20 protein-coding genes are annotated in these 19,069 nt (G+C 74.3%); 9 read left to right on the plus strand and 11 right to left on the minus strand.

Annotation, left to right across the window (positions count from 1 at the left end):
- Nucleotides 1-27 precede the first annotated feature (27 nt).
- The 7 genes from HDG69_RS13240 to HDG69_RS13270 all read right to left on the minus strand — a co-directional run bounded on the left by HDG69_RS13240 (nt 28) and on the right by HDG69_RS13270 (nt 7,458).
- Nucleotides 28-2,895: a DEAD/DEAH box helicase gene (locus HDG69_RS13240; RefSeq protein ID WP_171784289.1), complete on the minus strand. Its 2,868-nt coding sequence runs from the start codon at nt 2,893-2,895 to the stop codon at nt 28-30.
- A 56-nt stretch (nt 2,896-2,951) separates the two neighbouring features.
- Complete coding sequence (locus tag HDG69_RS13245; RefSeq protein WP_171784290.1) at nt 2,952-3,944, minus strand: diacylglycerol kinase family protein; 993 nt, start codon at nt 3,942-3,944, stop codon at nt 2,952-2,954.
- Nucleotides 3,941-4,714: a twin-arginine translocase subunit TatC gene (gene tatC, locus HDG69_RS13250; RefSeq protein ID WP_343036440.1), complete on the minus strand. Its 774-nt coding sequence runs from the start codon at nt 4,712-4,714 to the stop codon at nt 3,941-3,943. The genes HDG69_RS13245 and tatC overlap by 4 nt, the downstream gene beginning before the upstream one ends.
- A gap of 7 nt (nt 4,715-4,721) precedes the next feature.
- A complete protein-coding gene (locus HDG69_RS13255; RefSeq protein WP_171784291.1) occupies nt 4,722-5,003 on the minus strand; it encodes a twin-arginine translocase TatA/TatE family subunit in 282 nt (93 codons plus the stop codon).
- A 68-nt stretch (nt 5,004-5,071) separates the two neighbouring features.
- Complete coding sequence (locus HDG69_RS13260) at nt 5,072-5,434, minus strand: hypothetical protein (RefSeq protein WP_171784292.1); 363 nt, start codon at nt 5,432-5,434, stop codon at nt 5,072-5,074.
- Nucleotides 5,435-5,438: 4 nt separating this feature from the next.
- A complete protein-coding gene (locus HDG69_RS13265; RefSeq protein WP_171784293.1) occupies nt 5,439-6,437 on the minus strand; it encodes a helix-turn-helix transcriptional regulator in 999 nt (332 codons plus the stop codon).
- On the minus strand, nt 6,430-7,458 hold the full coding sequence (locus tag HDG69_RS13270; protein ID WP_171784294.1) for a helix-turn-helix transcriptional regulator: 1,029 nt from the start codon (nt 7,456-7,458) through the stop codon (nt 6,430-6,432). Before HDG69_RS13270 ends, HDG69_RS13265 begins: the two co-directional genes overlap by 8 nt.
- A gap of 98 nt (nt 7,459-7,556) precedes the next feature.
- On the opposite strand from HDG69_RS13270, the gene HDG69_RS13275 reads away from it, so the two are divergent.
- Genes HDG69_RS13275 through HDG69_RS13305 form a run of 7 tightly spaced genes read left to right on the plus strand, consistent with a single transcriptional unit; the run spans nt 7,557 to nt 13,483 of the window.
- Entirely contained in the window at nt 7,557-8,690 is a 1,134-nt protein-coding gene (locus HDG69_RS13275; protein WP_343036441.1) for a DUF3866 family protein, read from the plus strand.
- Nucleotides 8,687-9,403, plus strand: coding sequence for a DUF4129 domain-containing protein (locus HDG69_RS13280; RefSeq protein WP_171784295.1), 717 nt, complete (start codon nt 8,687-8,689; stop codon nt 9,401-9,403). The genes HDG69_RS13275 and HDG69_RS13280 overlap by 4 nt, the downstream gene beginning before the upstream one ends.
- Entirely contained in the window at nt 9,400-9,882 is a 483-nt protein-coding gene (locus HDG69_RS13285; protein ID WP_171784296.1) for a hypothetical protein, read from the plus strand. Before HDG69_RS13280 ends, HDG69_RS13285 begins: the two co-directional genes overlap by 4 nt.
- Nucleotides 9,879-10,862, plus strand: a complete 984-nt coding sequence (locus HDG69_RS13290; RefSeq protein WP_171784297.1) for an AAA family ATPase — start codon at nt 9,879-9,881, stop codon at nt 10,860-10,862. The genes HDG69_RS13285 and HDG69_RS13290 overlap by 4 nt, the downstream gene beginning before the upstream one ends.
- Nucleotides 10,859-12,253: a DUF58 domain-containing protein gene (locus HDG69_RS13295; RefSeq protein ID WP_343036442.1), complete on the plus strand. Its 1,395-nt coding sequence runs from the start codon at nt 10,859-10,861 to the stop codon at nt 12,251-12,253. The genes HDG69_RS13290 and HDG69_RS13295 overlap by 4 nt, the downstream gene beginning before the upstream one ends.
- Nucleotides 12,250-12,807: a hypothetical protein gene (locus HDG69_RS13300; RefSeq protein WP_171784298.1), complete on the plus strand. Its 558-nt coding sequence runs from the start codon at nt 12,250-12,252 to the stop codon at nt 12,805-12,807. The genes HDG69_RS13295 and HDG69_RS13300 overlap by 4 nt, the downstream gene beginning before the upstream one ends.
- Before the next feature lie 4 nt (nt 12,808-12,811).
- On the plus strand, nt 12,812-13,483 hold the full coding sequence (locus HDG69_RS13305) for a GNAT family N-acetyltransferase (RefSeq protein ID WP_171784299.1): 672 nt from the start codon (nt 12,812-12,814) through the stop codon (nt 13,481-13,483).
- 72 nt (nt 13,484-13,555) lie between these two features.
- Here the strand turns inward: HDG69_RS13305 and HDG69_RS13310 are convergent, their stop codons facing one another.
- On the minus strand, nt 13,556-14,188 hold the full coding sequence (locus tag HDG69_RS13310; RefSeq protein WP_171784300.1) for a site-specific integrase: 633 nt from the start codon (nt 14,186-14,188) through the stop codon (nt 13,556-13,558).
- Between the two features lie 70 nt (nt 14,189-14,258).
- Here HDG69_RS13310 and HDG69_RS13315 point away from each other — a divergent pair, with 70 nt between their 5' ends.
- The gene (locus tag HDG69_RS13315) at nt 14,259-14,918 is read left to right on the plus strand and encodes an IMPACT family protein (protein WP_171784301.1); all 660 of its coding nucleotides are present in this window, start codon (nt 14,259-14,261) and stop codon (nt 14,916-14,918) included.
- A 3-nt stretch (nt 14,919-14,921) separates the two neighbouring features.
- Here the strand turns inward: HDG69_RS13315 and HDG69_RS13320 are convergent, their stop codons facing one another.
- From HDG69_RS13320 to HDG69_RS13330, 3 genes are all read right to left on the minus strand, one after another.
- Entirely contained in the window at nt 14,922-16,328 is a 1,407-nt protein-coding gene (locus tag HDG69_RS13320; protein ID WP_171784302.1) for a UTP--glucose-1-phosphate uridylyltransferase, read from the minus strand.
- Between the two features lie 69 nt (nt 16,329-16,397).
- Complete coding sequence (locus HDG69_RS13325) at nt 16,398-17,018, minus strand: L-threonylcarbamoyladenylate synthase (protein ID WP_171784303.1); 621 nt, start codon at nt 17,016-17,018, stop codon at nt 16,398-16,400.
- Between the two features lie 38 nt (nt 17,019-17,056).
- Nucleotides 17,057-18,046 carry a threonine ammonia-lyase gene (locus tag HDG69_RS13330; protein WP_171784304.1) on the minus strand — a complete coding sequence of 330 codons (990 nt, stop codon included), beginning with the start codon at nt 18,044-18,046 and terminating at the stop codon, nt 17,057-17,059.
- Between the two features lie 94 nt (nt 18,047-18,140).
- Here HDG69_RS13330 and HDG69_RS13335 point away from each other — a divergent pair, with 94 nt between their 5' ends.
- On the plus strand, nt 18,141-19,067 hold the full coding sequence (locus HDG69_RS13335; protein WP_171784305.1) for a LysR family transcriptional regulator: 927 nt from the start codon (nt 18,141-18,143) through the stop codon (nt 19,065-19,067).
- The last annotated feature ends 2 nt before the right edge of the window (nt 19,068-19,069 follow it).

The raw sequence follows: 19,069 nt of genomic DNA on the forward strand, positions 1-19,069 counted from the left end.
GTCGACCTCCTCACGATGCTGTCACGATCACAGGCTCGAGTAGGCCACCACCCCGCGCAGCACCGCGTCCTGGGCCCTGCGGGCCGCGGCCCGCAGGGCCGGCCGGGGCGCGGCGACCGCGAGCTGGTCGAGGACGTCGACGACCTGCTTGCACCAGCGGACGAAGTCGCCGGCGGCGACGTCGGTGCCGCGCAGCACCGCGTCGAGGCTCTTGCCGGACGCCCACCGGTGCACGGCACCGGCGAGCCCGAGGTCCAGCGGCCCCGTGGTGTCCAGATGGTGGGAGGCCTCCAGGGCGACCACCTGCGACCAGACCTCGGCGGTGGCGTCGAGCGCCGTCGCCAGCCGTCCCTCGGGGCCGCCGGGGACATACGGGTCGCTCGTCTCCTCCCGCCGGCCGGAGTAGACGACGGCGGAGACCGCTGCGGCGAGCTCGGCCGGGTGCAACCTGTCCCAGGTGCCCTGGCGCAGGCACTCGGCCAGCAGCAGGTCGTCCTCGGCGTACAGCCGGCGCAGCCAGAGCCCGGACTCCGTGACCACGACCTTGCCGCCGCCGTCGGTCCCGAGGTAGCCCAGCGTCCGCAGGACCGCGCAGGTGCGGTCGAAGGTGCGCGCGACCGAACCGGTGCGCCCCTCGATGCGACGCACGAGCGTGGCGTGCTCGCGGCGCAGCGTCGTGGCTCGCGTCGCCCACCGGGCATGGTCGTCCCGCTCGGGGCAGGAGTGGCACGGGTGCGCGCGCAGCTCGGCGCGCAGGCGCTGGACCTGCTCGTCCGTCGAGGCGTCGCTGCGACGCCCGGGTCGGCGGCCACCGGGGGCGCGTCCGTTGCCGCCGTCGTCGGCGAAGGCGCCCAGCGCGTTGCGCATCGAGGAGGCGAGGTCACGGCGGGACTCGGGCCGACGCGGGTTGAACCCGGAGGGGATCTTCACCCGCGTGACGGTGCGCACCCCGCCGGGCACGTCGGCCAGGGTGAGCTTCTTGACCTGCTTCTCCTGGGTGAGCACCGTGGGTCGTGGCCCGTCGAACCCGCCCTCGGCCTGCCCCGGGTCCAGGACCACCACGTAGCCGCGCCGCCGCCCCGTGGGGACCTCGACGACGTCGCCGCGCCGCAGCTTCTCCAAGGACGACACCGCGTCGGCACGCCGGGCGCCCTGGTCGGCGCGCGAGAGCTCCTTCTCCCGGTCGCTCAACGCCTCCCGGATCGACATGTACTGCCCGAAGTCGCCGCGGTCGCACGACATCGCCTCGGTGTAGCCCTCCAGGGCCTCGGCGTGGGCCTGCGCCTGCTTGGCCAGGCCCACCACGCCCCGGTCGGCCTGGAACTGGGCGAAGCTCGTCTCCAGGACGTCCCGGGCCCGGTCCGCGCCGACCTGGCCGACCAGGTTGACCGCCATGTTGTAGGTCGGGCGGAAGCTGGAGCGCAGCGGGTACAGACGGCGCGAGGCCAGGCCCGCCAGCGCCACGGGGTCCAGACCCTGGTGGTCGACGACGACGGCGTGCCCCTCGACGTCGATGCCGCGTCGCCCGGCACGCCCGGTGAGCTGGGTGTACTCCCCGGGGGTCACCGGCTGGTGCGCGGTGCCGTCCCACTTGACCAGCTTCTCCATCACCACCGAGCGGGCCGGCATGTTGATGCCCAGCGCCAGCGTCTCGGTGGCGAACACCACCTTGACCAGGCCGCGGGCGAACAGCTCCTCCACCGTCTCCTTGAAGATCGGCAGCAGCCCGGCGTGGTGGGCGGCGATGCCCCGGCACAGCGCGTGCTGCCACGACCAGAAGCCGAGCACGTCGAGGTCCTCGGGCGGGATCGTCACGGTGCGCTCGTCGACGACGCGGCGGATCTCCGCCTCCTCCTCGGCGTCGGTCAGCCGCAGGCCCGCGCCGAGGCACTGCTCGACCGCGCCCTCGCAGCCGGCGCGCGAGAAGATGAAGTAGATCGCCGGCAGCAGGGCGTCGGCGTCCAGGGCCTCCACGACGCCGAAGCGCCGCGGTGTGCGCCGCTGCGGCACCGCCCCCCCGGCGGGCCGGGCACCGCCGCGGCCACGGTATCCGCGGTCCCCGCGACCCCGTCGGCCGCGAGCCGGACCGGCGTCGGAGCGCCCGTGCGTCCGGAACAGCCGGGCCAGGTCAGGGTCGATCGGCGGGTTCGTCCCCGGGTCGGTCGGGTCGACGTGCCCGGCGTACAGGTCGAACAACCGCGGCACCCCGCGCGGTTCGGTGGGTGCGGTGATGACGTGCTGCCACAGCGGCACGGGCCGGCGCTCGCTGACGACGACGGCGGTGTCGCCGCGGACGGTGGCGAGCCAGTCACCGAACTCCTCGGCGTTGGACACCGTCGCGGACAGGGACACGAGCTGGACGTGGTCGGGAAGGTGGATGATCACCTCTTCCCACACCGGTCCGCGGAACCGGTCGGCGAGGTAGTGCACCTCGTCCATGACCACGTAGGCCAGCCCTTCGAGCGCCGTGGAGCCCGCGTAGAGCATGTTGCGCAGCACCTCGGTGGTCATGACCACCACCGGTGCGTCGGCGTTGATCGACGTGTCCCCGGTGAGCAGCCCGACGTTCGCGGCCCCGTGGCGCCGCGCCAGGTCGTGGAACTTCTGGTTGCTCAGCGCCTTGATGGGCGTGGTGTAGAACGCCTTGGTCCCCGAGGCGAGCGCCAGGTGGACGGCGAACTCGCCCACGACGGTCTTGCCCGCCCCGGTGGGTGCGGCGACCAGGACGCCGCGACCTGCCTCCAGCGCGGCGCAGGCGTCGGCCTGGAAGGGGTCGAGCTCGAAGTCGAGCTCCTTGCGGAACCGTCCGAGCTCGCCGAGGGCGTCGGCCTTGTCGCGGGCGGAGCGGGACCGGGCGGCGGCGTACCGCTCCGCTGGGGTGAGATCGGCCGTCATGGTCGCCAGCCTACGGCGGACCCGGACAGGTTCCCGCTCGGCGCCGTGGCGGCGGCTCAGAGCCGCAGCGCGACCAGGATGCGCAGCGCCCCGGGCACGGCGGTGGCGGTCAGGGGCAGCGGGCCGAGCCGTTCGCCGTCGCCGTGAGCGTCGGGCAGGGGTGCCGCCGTCGGGTCGGGCGAGCCGGGGGCGATGGTCACCGCCCGGGCGCGCAGCACGTGCACGTCGGGGCGGTGCACGTGGCGTCCGGAGAACATCAGGGGGAAGATCCGGGCGGCGGCGGCACGGGTCAGCACGGGGGCCACGAGCACGTCGAGCAGGCCGTCGTCGACCACGGCCCGGGGGGTGACGCGGATGCCCCCGCCGATGCGGTCGGTGTTGGCGGCGGTCACCATCGCGGCCCGCCCGTGCCACGCCCACCCGTCCTGGGAGGGCTCCAGCGGCAGGCCGCCGTCGTCGGTGAGCCCGTGCAGCCGCAAGGAGTACGGCCAGGCCCGGAAGGTGGCGATCTCGGCCAGGGCGGCCCGGGTGTACCGCCCGCGGGAGCGCATCATCTCGGCGCGGGCGTTGACGGCGGCGTCCAGCCCTGCCGACACGGCGCCGGCGACCCAGCGGTCGGCGCGGTCCGGGCCGGAGACCCTGATGGCGTCGACCTGGCGCACCGAGCGGGCGTCGACGGCGGCGCGCAGATGGTCGACGCAGGCCGGCACGTCGCCCCGGGGCATCCCCAGGCAGGCGGCGAAGTCGTCGCCGCTGCCGACGGCCACGATCCCGAGGGCGGTGCTCGTCCCGGCGACCGCCTGGGCACCGAGGTGGACCATCCCGTCGCCGCCGACGACGAGGGCGTCCACGGCCCGGGCCTCGACCGCCGCCCGGGCCCGGGCGGCGGTCTCGGTGGCCGTCGGCGCGGACAGGTCGACGACCTGGTGGCCGTCGGCGCGCAGGCGGGCCGTCAGGTACCGGCCGGCGCGGGTGCCTCGTCCGGACCCGGCGGTGGGGTTGACCACGACGCCCAGCCGTGACCCGCCGGCGGCGCGAGAGCCGTTCACCCCGTGGGGGCGACCCGTCGGCGCTCGACGCGGCGGTCGTGCAGGAAGCAGATGCCCGTCGCGATGAAGTACAGGGCGCAGATCGGCAGGGCGATACCGAACATGCTCAGCACGTCCATCGTGGGGGTGGCGATCGCGGCGAACAGGAACGAGATGAGGATGGCCCACCGCCACCCGGCCATCCAGGTGCGTGCCCGCACCGTCCCCATGAGGTTGAGCACCACCATGAACACCGGGACCAGGAACGCGATGCCGCAGGCCAGGATGAGGCGCATCACGAAGGAGAGGTAGATCTGGGCGCCGACCAGGTTGGAGCTTCCCTCGGGGACGAACTCGTTGAGGACCTCGACGATCAGCGGCAGGACGAACCAGGCGAGGGAGGCGCCGGCAAGGAACATCGGCACCGCCGCCACGAGGAAGCCGTAGACGTAGCGACGCTCGGTCCGGGTCAGTCCGGGGTTGATGAACGCGAACACCTGGTACAGCCACCACGGGCTGGAGACGATGACCCCGAGGAACAGCGCGACCTTGACCTGCATGTCGATGGCCGTGGCCACACCGTCGAAGTTCAGCCCGATCAGCGCGCCACGGCGCTCGGCGGCGTCCTGCAGGGGCTGCACGAGCGCGCTCAGCAGGGGGTCGTACAGGATCCAGCCCAGGACCGCGCCGGCGAGGAGACCCAGGGCGATGCGCACGACGCGCTTGCGCACCTCGACGAGGTGGTCGCGCAGCGGCATGCGCCCCTCCGGGTCTCGGGGGGTGCGAGGCATGGTGCGCTCAGGTGTTCTGCGGGTCGTGCGGACCCTTGGCCTGGTGCGAGGTCTGCGACGGCTGCGACGTCTCGGGGGTGGCGGGCGCGGTGGTGGAGGCGGGGCTCGTCGTGGAGGTGCCCTGATCGGTCGAGCGCGGGGCGTCGGCGTCGTCGGTGAGCTCCGAGACCTCCTTCTTGAACACCTTCAGGGACGACCCGATGCTGCGTGCCAGGTCAGGCAGCCGCCGGTAGCCGAAGAGCAGGACGATCAGCAGGACGAGCACGACGATGACGTACGGGTTTCTCACGAAGTCCCACTCCCAAGGTGTTCGGCGCGCGCCATGTCCCGGCGCAGCTCCAGTCTAGGCACACGTCGTCACCGGGTGGAATACCGCTCGTGGCGGCGGCGCTCCCACCAGGTGCTCGTGGTCCAGGAGCGCCACGTGGCCGCCTGGCGCTGCCGACGCAGGGCTCGTCGCCGGAGCCGCTGCCGACGTCGCTCGGCCACCCGTCCGCGCAGCACCTCGGGCGGGTCGAACATCGTCGCGGAGGTGTCGGCCCGCTGCTCCTCGGCACGCCGGAGAGCCTGGTCGAGCCGTTCGGAGACCTCGCCCACCGTGCGCCCGGCCGCACCGGCCTCGCGCAGCAGGCGAAGACCCGCCCGCACCACGCCCCAGGCGACCCAGCCGAGCACCGCCAGCGCGGCGACGACCAGCAGCGACCACACCCACACCCACATGCGGTCAGCCTAACGGCGTGCTGTCGGTGCCCTCATCGGCATCGGCCGCCAGCGCGGCCCGCGCCGCGGCGGCCACGTCGGCGGCCACGTCCGGGGGTTCCACCGCCAGGACGTCGGGGGCGTTGGTCAGCAGCAGGCGGCGCAGCCAGGCCGGGTTCGTCACCCGCAGCCTGACCTCGAACGACCCGTCGGGGAGGTCCCTGACGCCCTCGACGGGAACCTCCTCGGCGACCCAGCGTGCCGGCGACGCGAGTCGTAGCGTGGCCACCCGGGGCGACTGACCCACGTCGGCGGCCACCTGCGCGAACACGTCCACGTCGGGATCCAGGTCGTGCTCGGCCACGTCGAGGTCGGTGGCCACCGCCTCCAGCACCCGGTCCACCCGGAAGGTGCGACGACCTGCCGCCCGGTAGCACCAGCCCACCAGGTAGGTCGCGTCGTCCTGGGTCACCAGGCGCACCGGGTCGACGTCGCGCTCGCTGACGGCGTCCGCCGCGTCGACGTACCGCAGACGCACCCGCCGACCCGCCGCGACCGCCCGCGTCAGCACACCGAGGACCCGGCTGTCCCCCTCACCGCCGAGCCGCACGTCCACGGCGTGCGCCGCCTCGCCCGTGGCCGCCGTGAGCTTGGCCAGCGCCGAACCCACCACGGCCGTGCGCTCGGCGTCGGCCTGCACCGCCGGAGTGGTGTGCATCGCTCGCAGCGCGGCCACCAGCGCCACCGCCTCGCGGGTCCCGAGCCGCAGGGGGCGGGTCAGCCCCCGGCTCTGCGTGAGCGTCACGAGCCCCTCTTCCAACGAGAACGCGTCGAAGTCGATGAGGTCGTCCGGCATGTACCCCGGCGTCCCCGAGACCCACAGCGCGTCGATGTCCTGCCGGATGCGCTCGGTGCTGACCCCGAACTGGCGGGCGAGCTCGTCCACCCCGACCGGGCCCGCGTCGTCCAGGTAGGCGACGATCCCCAGCAACCGCACCAGACGGTCGTCAGCCCGCTCAACCATGCCGCTCCCCCGTCTCGCCCGCCCCGCCGTCCAGCCGCGCCGCAGCCGCCAGCCGGCGGCGCACCTCGGAGCGCAGCTCGGCCGGCTCGACCACCAGCACCGCTGCGCCGTACCCCGCCACCTCGTCCGCGATGGCCGTCATCGACCGGAAAGGCACCGCCACGACATCGCGGCCCCGCGGCGCTCGCGGCACCCCCGGCCCCGGCCCGACAGCGCGTGCCCGCAGGACCGGTGCCCTCTCGGGGGCCACCGCGAGGAGAGCCGTGCGCTCAGCGCCGACACGGGCGCCGAGGGCGGCGTCGACGTCGACGCGGTCCGGGATCGTGTACGCCCCCGCCTCGGCGCCCACCCGCACCCGCCCGTCGATGCGCGAGAGCCGGAACACCCGCGTCGCCTCGCGCTCGCGGTCGTGCCCGACCACGTACCACCCGCCACCGCGTGCGGCGATGCGCCACGGTTCGACGGTGCGGGTGCGCACCTCGCCGGTGTTGGCCGCGCGGTAGCGGAACGTGACCACCCGTCGCTCCGAGACGGCCTCGAGCAACGGGCCGTAGGCGTCCCCGGCGGCCCGCAGGCGCGGCGTCAGCCCGGCGACGGCGTCCCCGGCAGCGTCCGCCGCACCGGCGGCCGCGAGCTTCGTCATGGCCCGGGACATGTCGGTGCGCAGCGTCTTGTCCGACCACAGCTGGGCGGCCAACGCCACCACCCCCAGCTCGGCGGGCGTCAGGTCCACCGGCGGCAGCGCGTACGCGTCGTTGTCGATGCGGTAGCCGACCTCGTCGCTGTGCCCCGAGCCCTCGACGGTCACGATCGGCACGCCGAGCGCGCGCAACGTGTCCTTGTCCCGTTCGAACATCCGCTCGAAGGCCTCGGTGGAGGGTGCCGCCCCGTACCCGTGCACGCCGGAGCGCACCTGCTGCTTCGTCATCGCCGCCGAGGTGTTCACCAGCGCGATGACGAGGTTCAGCAGTCGCTCGTCCGGTCGGGTCGGCGGTTCGCCCGCCGCGTGGTCACCTGCCATCGGCCACCACGGTAGCCCCAGGTACGCTCTCACGGGTGACGACAGGCCCGACCCACCGACGAACTGCCGCCGACCACGTGACCTGGCGAACCGGGACCGTGACCGCACGCCACCGTTCGTGGCCGGGCGCCCGCGAGCTCGCGGTGCAGCTGACCGAGCCGCTGCCCTCGCCCGACGACGCCACCGGCACCCGTGAGGTGCGGGCCCTCGCCTACACGGCCCTGGTGGGCGACCCCGAGGTCGGAGACCTGCTGGCGCTGAACGTCTCGGCGCTGGCCCGTGGTCTCGGCACCGGCGGGTACGCGTTGGTCGTGGCACCTGCCGACCCCCGTGCGGTCCCCCCGGACCCGCCTGCCGGCCCGGGGCACCTCGTCAAGGCGCGCTACACACCCTTGCAGGCGCTGGTGCTCGGCGTCGACGAGCAGGAGTCCGACCACCACGGCGTGCTGCAGGACGCCGACGACCTGGCCGGGCTGCCCGTGGTCGTCGCCGACCTGCACTCCGCGGTGCCCGCGATCGTCGCCGGAGCCCGGTACGCCGCCGAGTCCGCCGGAGCGGCCCCGCCGCGGGTCGCGTACGTGATGACGGACGGCGGTGCGCTCCCTGCCGCCTTCTCGCGGACCGTCGCGGCGCTGCGCGAGAGCGGCTGGCTGGCCTCGACGATCACCGTCGGCCAGGCGTTCGGGGGCGACCACGAGGCCGTCTCCGTGCACAGCGGTCTGCTGGCCGCCCACCACGTCGTGGGCGCCGACCTCGTCGTCGTCGCCCAAGGACCCGGCAACCTCGGCACCGGCACCCGGTGGGGGTTCTCCGGCGTGACGGCCGGCGAGGTCGTCAACGCCGCGGCCACCCTCGGCGGCCGGGCCGTCGCGTCCCTGCGCGTCTCCGGGGCGGACCGGCGCGACCGACACCTCGGGGTCTCCCACCACTCCCTGACCGCCTACGGCCGGGTGGCGCTCGCCGCCGCCGACGTCGTCGTACCCCGCCCCGACCCGGAGCTGCAGGCCCACCCCGCCTGGGGCGCCGGGCTCACCCAGCGCATCCACGACCAGGCCGACACGCTCTCCGCACGCCACCGCCTCGTCGAACGAGCAGCCACCGTGCAGCTGCTCGACGTCCTGCACCGCTGCCCCGTGCGTCTCTCCACCATGGGTCGCGGCCTCGATGCGGACCCCGCGGCCTTCGTCACCGCCGCCGTCTCCGGCCAGCACGCCTACGACCTGCCCGTATGAGACCGCGTGACCTCGGCACCCACCCGGCGACCCTGGTCGTCCTGACCGCCACGGTCCTGCTCGGCGCCGCCACGGCCACGCCCTGGCGCCTGACGTTGCCCGCTCCCCTGCTCGAGATCGCGCTCGGCGAGGCACCCGAGCCCGTCGTACCGCCCCCACCCCCGCCCGGGCCACCTGACGACCCGACGGCACGCGACCCGGACGACACGCTCCTCACCGTCCTGGCCGTCCTGGGCGTCGTCGCCCTGGTGCTCCTGCTCTGGGTCGCCGCCCGCAAGGTGCTCGCAGCGCTCCGCAGCACGACACCAGCACCCGCCCCGCCCGAGCCCGACACGCTCGACCCCGGGACGGACCTCGCGACCGACGCGGAACCCACGATGCCCCTGCCGGAGCTCGTCGACGCGGTCACCCGGGCCCTCGCCCTCCTCGACGCCGCCGACGGACCCCGCGACGCCGTCGTCGCAGCCTGGGTGGCTCTCGAGGACGCCGCCGCCGAGCACGGCACCGCACGCGACCCTGCCCAGACCCCCACCGAGTTCACCGCCCAGGTGCTCGCCGCCACAGCCGCGCCGCCCGACCACGTCACCGCCCTGCGCCACCTCTACCAACGCGCACGCTTCACCACCCGCCCCACCGCTCCCGAGGACGTCGCCTCCGCCCGCGACGCGCTCGTCCACATCGCCCGCAGCCTCGACACCCCCGACGCACCATGACCCGCCGCCACGTTCCGGCAGCCCTCGCCCTGCTCACCGCGACCCTGCTCGCCACCACCGGCACCCTCGACACCGTCCACGCGCTGACCCTGCCCGCCGGAGCGCTCGTGATGTGGCACGCCTGGCACGCCCTGGGCACCGGCACCGAGTCCGGCTGGGCGCCCGCCCCCTCCGAGCAGCGCCACGGCGCACGCCACGACGTCACCGACCTCGGCTGGGCCGCCCTGACCCGCGACGGCCGCGTGTCCGCCCGCGTCACCCGGCGCGTCACGGCCATCGCCGCCCACCGGCTGGCACCCCACGGCATCGACCTCGCCGACCCCACGCACCGCGACGCCGCCGCCGCACTCCTCGGACCCGACGTCATCGACCAGATCCGCTCCCGGCGCCCACCCACACCACGCACCCTGCACCGCTGGCTCGACGCCCTCGAACGCATCCCGCCCACCCCGACCCGACCCGGAAGGCACCCCCGATGACCCACCAGACCCCCGTCCTCCCGGTCGCCGACGTCGCCGCGCACGCTCGCGCCGTCCTCGACGAGATCGGCACCGCCGTCGTCGGCATGCGCGACTCCCTCGAGCTGGCGCTCGCGGCGGTGCTGGCCGGCGGGCACGTGCTGTTCGAGGACGTGCCGGGCCTGGGCAAGACGCTGGCGGCCCGTTCCCTGGCCACGGCGATCGGCCTGGACTTCGCCCGCCTGCAGTGCACCCCCGACCTGCTGCCCAGCGACGTCACCGGCTCGAGCATCTTCGACCCGGCGACCCGTGAGTTCGTCTTCCGCCCGGGCCCCGTCTTCACGGGCCTCTTCCTCGCCGACGAGATCAACCGCACCGCTCCCAAGACCCAGTCGGCACTGCTCGAGGCCATGGCCGAACGGCAGGTGTCCGCCGAGGGCACGACCCGTCCGCTGCCTCGGCCGTTCCACGTCGTCGCCACGTCCAACCCGGTCGAGTACGAGGGCACCTACCCGCTGCCCGAGGCGCAGCTCGACCGCTTCATGGTGCGTCTCGCCGTCGGGTACCCGGACCGGGATCAGGAGCGCGACGTCCTCCTGCGGCGCGTCGCACGGCGCCAGGAGGCTGCTCCCGTGCGGCAGGTCGTCGACGCGGAGACCGTGCTGGCGATGCAGGCCGGTGTCGAGGCCACCGAGGTCGACCCCGACGTCGCCGCCTACTGCGTGGACCTGGCCGCCGCCACGCGAGGACACACCGCGCTCGAGGTCGGTGCCTCTCCGCGTGGTTCGCAGAACCTGCTGCTCCTCGCGCGGGCGGTCGCGGTGCTGGACGGCCGCGACCACGCGCTGCCCGAGGACGTCAAGCGGGTCGCCGTGCCGGTGCTCGCCCACCGCCTCACGCTCACCCCCACCGCCTGGGCCGCTGCGGTCCGCCCGGAGGACGTCGTCCAGGATCTGCTCGCCACGGTGCCGGGTCCGGCGACGGTCGGGTCCGATCGGTGAGCTTCGGTGCCGGCGAGCGAGAGGACGCTCGCGAACGAGGACTGCGCGGACCGGGCGACCCTGTGTGGCGTCGAACGCCGCACGCCGTGGCCGGGACGGTGGTAGGCCTGGTGCTGCTGACCGTCGGGCTGCTGGCCGGGCGCCCGGACGTGGCGCTGGTCGGGGTCCCCGTGCTGCTCGGTGTGGCCTGGACCGGACGACCCGGTGCGCTGACGGAGGCGGCCCCGGACCGCGCGACACATCATGCGCTCACGGCCGCGGACCGACCCGCCGCACCTGGTGAGCTGGCGGCCGTGCTGACCCTGGAACCGTCGCCCGGCGTGGAGGTCGTGCACCTGCGCGTCGCCGCGCCGGGGCATCGCACGGCAGAGGTGCTCCTGGCGCCCGGCCCACGCATGCTCGAGCTCGGGTTGGCGACCGTACGGACCGGACCGCAACCGACCTTCGTCGCGGACGTGCGAGGCGTCGGTGCCGGCGGTGCGGTGGCCGAGGACGCCGAGCGCACCGCAGCCCCGGAGCGCCTCGTGCTGCCCGCCGCGATGCCGCTGGGTCGGGTGCCGCTGCCGGCTCGGCTGCGCGGGTTGACGGGCCCGCACGTCTCCCGGCGGCTGGGCGACGGCGGCGAGCTGCGCGACGTCCACCTCTTCACCCCGGGCGACCGGCTGCGCCGGATCGACTGGCGGACGACAGCACGCAGGTCACCTGCGCTGGAGGAGCTGTACGTGCGGCGTACGTATGCCACGGCGGAGGCGACCACGGTCCTGGTCGTCGACTCGCGTGACGACGTCGGCCCCGACCTGCGGACGTGGCGGGGCAACGGACCGCTGCGCATCGACGAGCCGACGTCGCTCGACCTGGCGCGTCATGCGGCCGCTTCCGTGGCGAGCGCGGTGGTGACCGCCGGGGACCGGGTCGGTCTCGACGACCTCGGACGGCGCCGCCGGCCCCTGCCGCCGGCGGCCGGACGACGTCACCTTCGCCGGGTTCTCCACGGGCTCGCGACGTGCAGCCCGCTCGGCGCACCGGCGCGCCGCCTGCGCCCTCCGCGACTGCCGGCGGACGCCATCGTCTACCTCTTCACGACGGCGCTCGACGACGAGTCGTTGCGCATGGTCCGTACCTGGCACGACCAGGGGCACCGGGTGGTCGTCATCGACACCCTGCCGGCCATCCATCCCGTCCACGAGGTCCATCTGCGCCTGGCGTGGCGCGTGACCCGCATGGAGCGGGACGACCGGCTGCGCCAGATGGCGGCGGAGGGAGTCCCGGTCATCGCCTGGGCGGGCGACTCCCGTGCCCAGGCGGGCGCTCACCTCGAGGCGTTGGTGCGGGCGTCGGAACGGCACCGCGGACCGGCACCGGCGGGCCTGGCCTCGGGGGCGACCCGATGAACCTCGCCGCCGAGGTCGCCGAGCTGCGCCGTCGCCGGACGGAGCGTCCGCTGCCCAGGGTTCGCGTCGAGCACGGCCGGACCGTGCCGGTGTGGGTGCTCCGGACAGCGGCAGGTGCCGCCGTCGCCGCCCTCGTCCTGGCCTCGGGACGGCGCTCCGGCCTTGTCCTGGAGCCGGTCGTGGTGCTCGCGGTCCTGCTCGCCGCGTGGGCCGTGTGGCGGCCGGGCGGCCTCTCGGCCCACCTCGCCGTCCTGCTCGCAGGCCTGATGCTGCTGGGCTCCAGCGTGTCCCCCGTCGACCCGGCAGTGTTCTGGATCGCACCGTGCGGCTACCTGGCCGTGCGACTGTGCTGGTGGGCAGGCAGGAGCGGGCTGCGGTCACGCGTGGAGCTGGCCGTCCTGCGCCGCAGCGGCGGCCGGGACCTCGCGGTGGTCGCGGCGAGCCTCGTCGTCGGTGGGGGCGCCTGGCTGGTCGCCGGGGTGCCCGTCGGCGGGCTCGTGGTGATCGGAGGTGCCGCGCTGCTCGCGCTGGCGTGGTCACTGCTGCCACGATGACCCGATGACACCGCTCGAGATCCGACCGTACCGCTCCACCGACCGCTCGGCCGTGGCCGAGGTCTGTGTGCGCACGGCCGCCGCGGGTGCGGACGCGCGGGGCGTCTACTCCGACGACTCGCTCATGGCGGAGGTGTACGCGCTGCCGTACGTGGACCACTCGCCGGGCCTCGCGTTCATGGTCGTCGACCACACCCCCGCTGCCGCGGGGGACCTCCTGGCCGTGGACGACGGACGCCTGCTGGGCTATGTCATCGGTGTCGCCGACACCCGGGCGTTCGTCGACTGGTGGGAACGCGAGTGGACGCCCGGGTTCGTCCGGCGACACCCGGCCCCCGGCCCTCCGACGGGCGCCGAACCCGGCTACAGCGAGTCGGCCCTGCTGCACGACGGTGCGCACCCCGAACGCATGGTGGCCCACCTCAGCGCGAACCAGCTCGCCGAGTTCCCTGCCCACCTGCACATCGACCTGGTGCCCGAGGCGCAGGGACGCGGTCTCGGGCGCCGGCTCGTCGACACGTTGCGTACGGCGCTCGCCCGCCAGGGTGCCTCCGGCGTCCACCTCGGCTACGACCCGTCGAACACGGCGGCCCGGGCCTTCTACGACCGGCTGGGCTTCCGCGAGCTGCCGACGCCGGTCCCCGGCGTGAGCTTCCTGGGGATCGCCACGGGCTGACGCCCCCTCTTCCGGGCCCTGTCTTGTCGTGCGCGGGTGGTGCCACTATGTTGCTGGTCGGTGCTTGGCACACTATTTATTCTCGACGAGCTTGACGCCCGGGTCGACCAGACCGGCTTCCGTCCACGCCCGGCGCACCTGCTCGAACCGTGTCGGCAGCGGCGGGCGGGTCGCGCCGTACCGCGCGTTGGTGCGATGGACGAAACGTCGCCACGACAGCACCAGCCCCTGCCGGGTGATCGGCAGCCCGCTGGAGACCGTGGTGCCGTTGTCGTGCGTGTGGTGCACCGTCAGGAGCAGCGCCCGTGGGACCGAGCCCTCCAGCTCGGCCGCCAGCTCGGTCCGGACGGTCATCCAGTGCCGCAGCAGCACGACGACCTCGGGGGACAACCGGTGTCGGCGGACGGTCCGGTGCTTGCCGTGACGCACCACGACGCTCCCCTCCCCCGCACCCCGCCGACCTTCCGAGCGCCCGTGCGTCCCGTCAGCCAGGTCGAGGTCCTCGGCACGGACACGCAGGAGGTCCCCGTACCGAGCACCGGTGGCACGGGTGAGCCCTGCGACCACCGCGAGCCGGACGACCTCCGGCTTGCCGTCCGGACGCATCGCCTCGACAGCGAGCTCGCGCCAGACCCACTCCGCCTCGTCGAGGGTGACGGGGGGCCGTGGGTAGCGGGCTGCGGTGTGGTCCGCGGACTTGTCCATGACGTCATGATGGCAGGCTTGGCACACTTTTCTTGCCGACGCGCCGACGAAGGGACATAGGCTCGGGCAGATGTCGTCGCGCCCGCCCAGCACGCTCGCCTCCGGTGTCGAGCACGAGCTCGTCGTCAAGAGGTCGCGGTTCCTCACCTACCTCTCCCCCGCCACGACGGAGGCCGCGGTGCAAGAGGCCGTCCGCGACCGACGCGCCCTGTACCGGGACGCCCGCCACCACTGCGTCGCGTCCGTCCTGGGGCCCCACGGGGAGACGCGGCGGTCGTCCGACGACGGCGAGCCCGCCGGCACCGCCGGCGTCCCGATGCTCGAGGTCCTGCGGCACCGCGAGATGACCGACGTCGTCGCCGTCGTCACGCGCTACTTCGGTGGCGTGCTGCTCGGAGCCGGAGGGCTCGTCCGCGCCTACTCCGGCGCCGTGGCCTCCGCGCTCGACGCGGCGGTCGACGCCCGAGCGGTGCTTCGCCGTCAGGCTCTCGTCGAGGTCACCGTCGACGCCCCGCACACCGACGCCGGCCGGCTCGAGCACAGGCTCCGCGAGTGGGCCGCCGCCCACGGGGCGGTCACCAGGCCCACCCGCTATGCGGACAGCGCTCGGCTCACGCTCCTCGTGCCCCGCACCGAGCTCGACAGGCTGCACCACGACGTCGCGTCAGCCACCGCAGGCTCGGTCGTCCCCCACGTCGGCGACGAACAGGTCGTCGACGTCCCCCGGTAGGACTCAGACGATGCCGGCAGCGGTGATCGTCGACCCGCTGGGCACGGTACCCCGGTCGGCCTCCGGGGCCGGGAGCGCACCGGCGCCCTCGACGCGGACGCCCGCTCCGAAGGTCCAGTCGCCCTCGACGGTCAACGCCGTCGACCTGCGCAGCGACGGGGGCCCGGCAGCGAACCGCTCGTCGAACGCCCCGATCGTCTTGTACGCCGACGACAGGCGCACCAGCGGCGCCTCCACCTGCGCGACGAGACGGTAGTCCTCGGTGAGCTCGTAGGCGTCCGAGCGCAGCAGCAGCAGGTCGTTCGTCGTCTTGACCGGCAGGAACCGCTCCCGGCCGACCTCGATCGCCGTGGCTCCCTCGAAGACCGCCACGGCCGCACCCATGGCCGACTCGATCTGGACGACCTCCGGCGACGACGAGTCGGTCGGGTCGACCGTCTTGGCGTTGCGGATCAGGGGCAGCTCGAGCACACCGCCGGTACGGTCCAGCTCCGCGGCCAGGACCTCGAGGTCGAACCACAGGTTGTTCGTGTGGAAGTAGCGGTGCCGCTCCGGGTCGAGGGAGACGTCCAGGTCGTCGGGGTGGGTCTGCGCCGTCTCCCGCTGGATGATGCGGCCGTCCGAGCGGCGGACCACGAGCTGGCCCCCCTTGACGTCAGCGGGCGTCTTGAGGCACATCTCGGCCGCGTAGGGTGCGCCGGAACCTGCGAACCAGGCAGCGATCTCACCGTCGGGCGCGGCACCGAGGTTGTCGGAGTTGGAGACGCAGGCGTAGCGGAACCCGGCGTCCAGCAGGGCCCGCACCACCCCGTTCGCGTGCAGCGCGGGGTACAGGTCGCCGTGACCCGGCGGGCACCACTCGAGCGTCGGGTCGTCGGGCCACTCGACGGGCTCGAGCGTGTCCGCGCGCAGCTTGGGCTCGCGGTTCTGCAGGAAGTCCAGCGGCACCCCGTCGACCGCCAGGCCCTCGTGGCCCGCCAGGGCGGCGCGGGTGTCGTCCTGGGTCCGGAAAGAGTTCATGAGCACCAGCGGGAGGGGGGCACCGGTGGCCTGCCGGGCAGCACGGACCTGGCCGACGATCACGTCGAGGAACGACAGCCGCCGCCCGTCGTCGGTCCGGCGCACCTCCAGCAGCGACTTGGCGCGGTCCATGCCCATCGAGGTTCCCAGCCCGCCGTTGAGCTTGATGATGGCGGTGCGGGCGAGCGCGGCGGAAGCCTGCGCGTCGTCGATCTCCAGGTCGGCGTGCCGGGTGATCCCGGAGAGAGGCTCCACGTCGGCCTCCCGGACGAACCCGCTCGCGCCCTCCTCCAGCAGCCGGTAGAAGCGGCTGAACACGTCGACGGCGGCGGGCGCGACCCCCGCCGTCCTCATCTTGTCTCGGGCAAGCTCGAGTCCACGATCGCTCATGGCCAGCACCCTAGCCCGAGCAGGTGCCGGCGGTGCGAACGGTCCGCGCCGAGCTGCCCGACGGGGCTTCTACCGGAAGGGCTCCGGATCGCCGGCCCCGGCCCGCACGACCTCCGGGTACCCACGGGAGTAGTCCACGACGGTCGTCGGTGCCGCCTCCACGTCACCGGAGTCGACGACGAGGTCGACCTGGCGGTCCAGCTCGTCCGCGACCTGCCAGGCCTGCGTCATCGACTCGTGCTGCCCCGGCAGCACGAGCGTCGAGCTGAGCAACGGTTCGCCCAGCTCGCGCAGCAGGGACTGCACCACTCGCGAGTCCGGGATGCGGACACCGACCGTCTTCTTCTTCGGGTGAGCGAGCCGGCGCGGAACCTCTGACGTCGCGGGCAGGATGAAGGTGTACGGGCCGGGTGTCGAGGCCTTGATGGCGCGGAACGCCGAGTTGTCCAGCCGCACGAGCTGACCGAGCTGGGCGAAGTCGCAACACACGAGCGTGAAGTGGTGCTTGGCGTCGAGGCGCCGGATCCGTCGGATCCGCTCCGTGCCGTCGTGCTGTCCGACGCGGCAGCCGAGCGCGTAGCCGGAGTCCGTCGGGTAGGCGATGAGCGCGCCGGCCTCGAGCGCGTCGACGACCTGACGGACCGCGCGCGGCTGCGGGTCGACCGGATGGATGTCCACGAGACGTGCCATGCGGCCAGGCTACGCCGCGAACCGCTCGACGGCGCAGGTCAGCGCTCGGGACCGGTGAGCGCGCGGCGCAGCTCCGCCTCGCTCGCGTTGCCGCCGCTGCACACCACGCCCACCCGGGCGCCGACGAACTGCTCGGTGTGCGCGAGGACCCCCGCGAGCGCGGCCGCACCGGCTCCTTCGGCCACGGTGCGCGTCGTCGTGAGCAGGGCACGCTGCGCGTGGGAGATGCTGTCGTCGTCGACCAGCAGGAACTCCGCCAGGTGCGAGCGCAGGATCCCCTGCGTGAGGGCGAACCCACGGCCCACGGCGAGACCTTCGGCCCGGGTGCCGTTCCGTCGGCCGAGCAGCTCCCCCGCACGCCAGGAGTCGTGCGCGGCGGGCGAGGCGGCGGACTGGACACCGACGACACGCACGTGGGGGGCGAGCGCCGCCGTCACGAGGCAGGCTGCCGCAGCACCCGAGCCGCCACCGACCGGGACCACGAGGACGTCCAGGTCCGGCGCCTGCTCGAGCAGCTCCAGCGTCGCGGTCGCGACCCCGGCCACGAGCTCCGGCTCGTCCGCGGCGCTGACGAGGCGAGCCCCCCGGTCGTGGGCGGTCGCGGTGGCGAGCCGGCGGGCGTCGTCCAGGCTCTCACCGTGCAGGACGACCCGTGCGCCGAGCGCCCGCACGGCGCGCTCCTTGATCGGGTTCGGTGCCGACGGCATGACGATCGTGCACGGTGCGCCGACCTCGCGCGCCGCGTCGGCGAGCGCCTGGGCGTGGTTGCCGGTGGAGTACCCCACGATCCCCCGGAGCCGGGCGTCGGACGAGAGCTGGTGAATAAGGTTCAGCGCGCCCCGGATCTTGAAGGCGCCCGTGCGCTGCAGGTTCTCGTGCTTGACGACGACCTGCGATCCTCCGGCGCCCGCCTCCTGCACCAGTCGGTCCAGGGCGTGGTAGCTCATCGCGGGCGTCCGCACGACCAGTCCGTCGATGCGCCGGCGGGCCGCCAGCACGTCGGTCAGGGTCGGAGGTGTCAGGTCCATGGATCCAGGATCGGTCGTCGTGAAACATCGGTCCAATGCCACATCGTGACCTCAGTCATCGTCTGCTTCGATAGGTCGCTCGTATGCTGAGCCGATGACCGACGTGCCGCCTCCCGCCGCTCAGCTCGACCTGACCCGGCTCCGGGTCCTGGCCGCCGTCGCACGGACCGGCTCCGTCACCGCAGCGGCGCGCGAGCTGCACTACGCGCAGCCGTCGGTGAGCCACCACCTGGCCCGCCTGGAGACCGAGGCGGGCATCCCGTTGCTGCAGCGCGCCGGACGGGGGGTTCGGCTCACCGAGGCGGGCGAGCTGCTCGCCGACCGTGCCGAGGAGATCATCGCGCGGGTCGAGGGCGCGCAGCGCGAGCTCGACGCGCTGGCCGGCCTCCGTGCGGGCAGGGCGCGGTTGGCGGCCTTCCCCTCTGCGCTCGCGACGATCGTGCCGGACGCCGTCACGCGCCTGCGTGACCGGCACCCGGGTCTCGGCGTGGGCCTGGTCGAGGCGGAGCCGCCCGAGGCGGTCGGCGCGCTGCGGGCCGGCGAGGTCGACGTGGCGCTCGTCTTCGAGCACACCGACGTCGACGGGGGCCGCGCCGTCGACGACCTGTCACGGTTCGAGACCACCGCGGTGCTCGACGACGCGGTGTACCTGGTCACCTCGGCGGATGCACCGCCGCACCCGGGCGATGCCATGACGATCCTGCGCTCGCACGCGACCGACACGTGGATCGCCGGCTGCGAGCGGTGCCGTGCGGATCTCCTCGCGCGGTGCTCCACGGCCGGCTTCGCTCCCCGGCTCGCCTTCGAGACCGACGACTACGTCGCGGTCCAGGCGCTCGTCGCGGCCGGTGCCGGCGTGAGCCTGCTCCCCGGGCTGGCGCTGCGAGCGCACCGGAACCCGGACGTGGCCGTCCTCGCGCTGCCCGGCGCGACCCGCCGGGTCCTGGCGCTCACGGTCGGCGCGCCGACTCCCCCGGCCCGCGCCCTGGTGGAGCTGCTGGTGGCCAGCGGCGGCGCCTGACG

Source organism: Isoptericola halotolerans (assembly GCF_013149785.1).
In the GTDB taxonomy this organism is placed as follows: domain Bacteria; phylum Actinomycetota; class Actinomycetes; order Actinomycetales; family Cellulomonadaceae; genus Isoptericola; species Isoptericola halotolerans.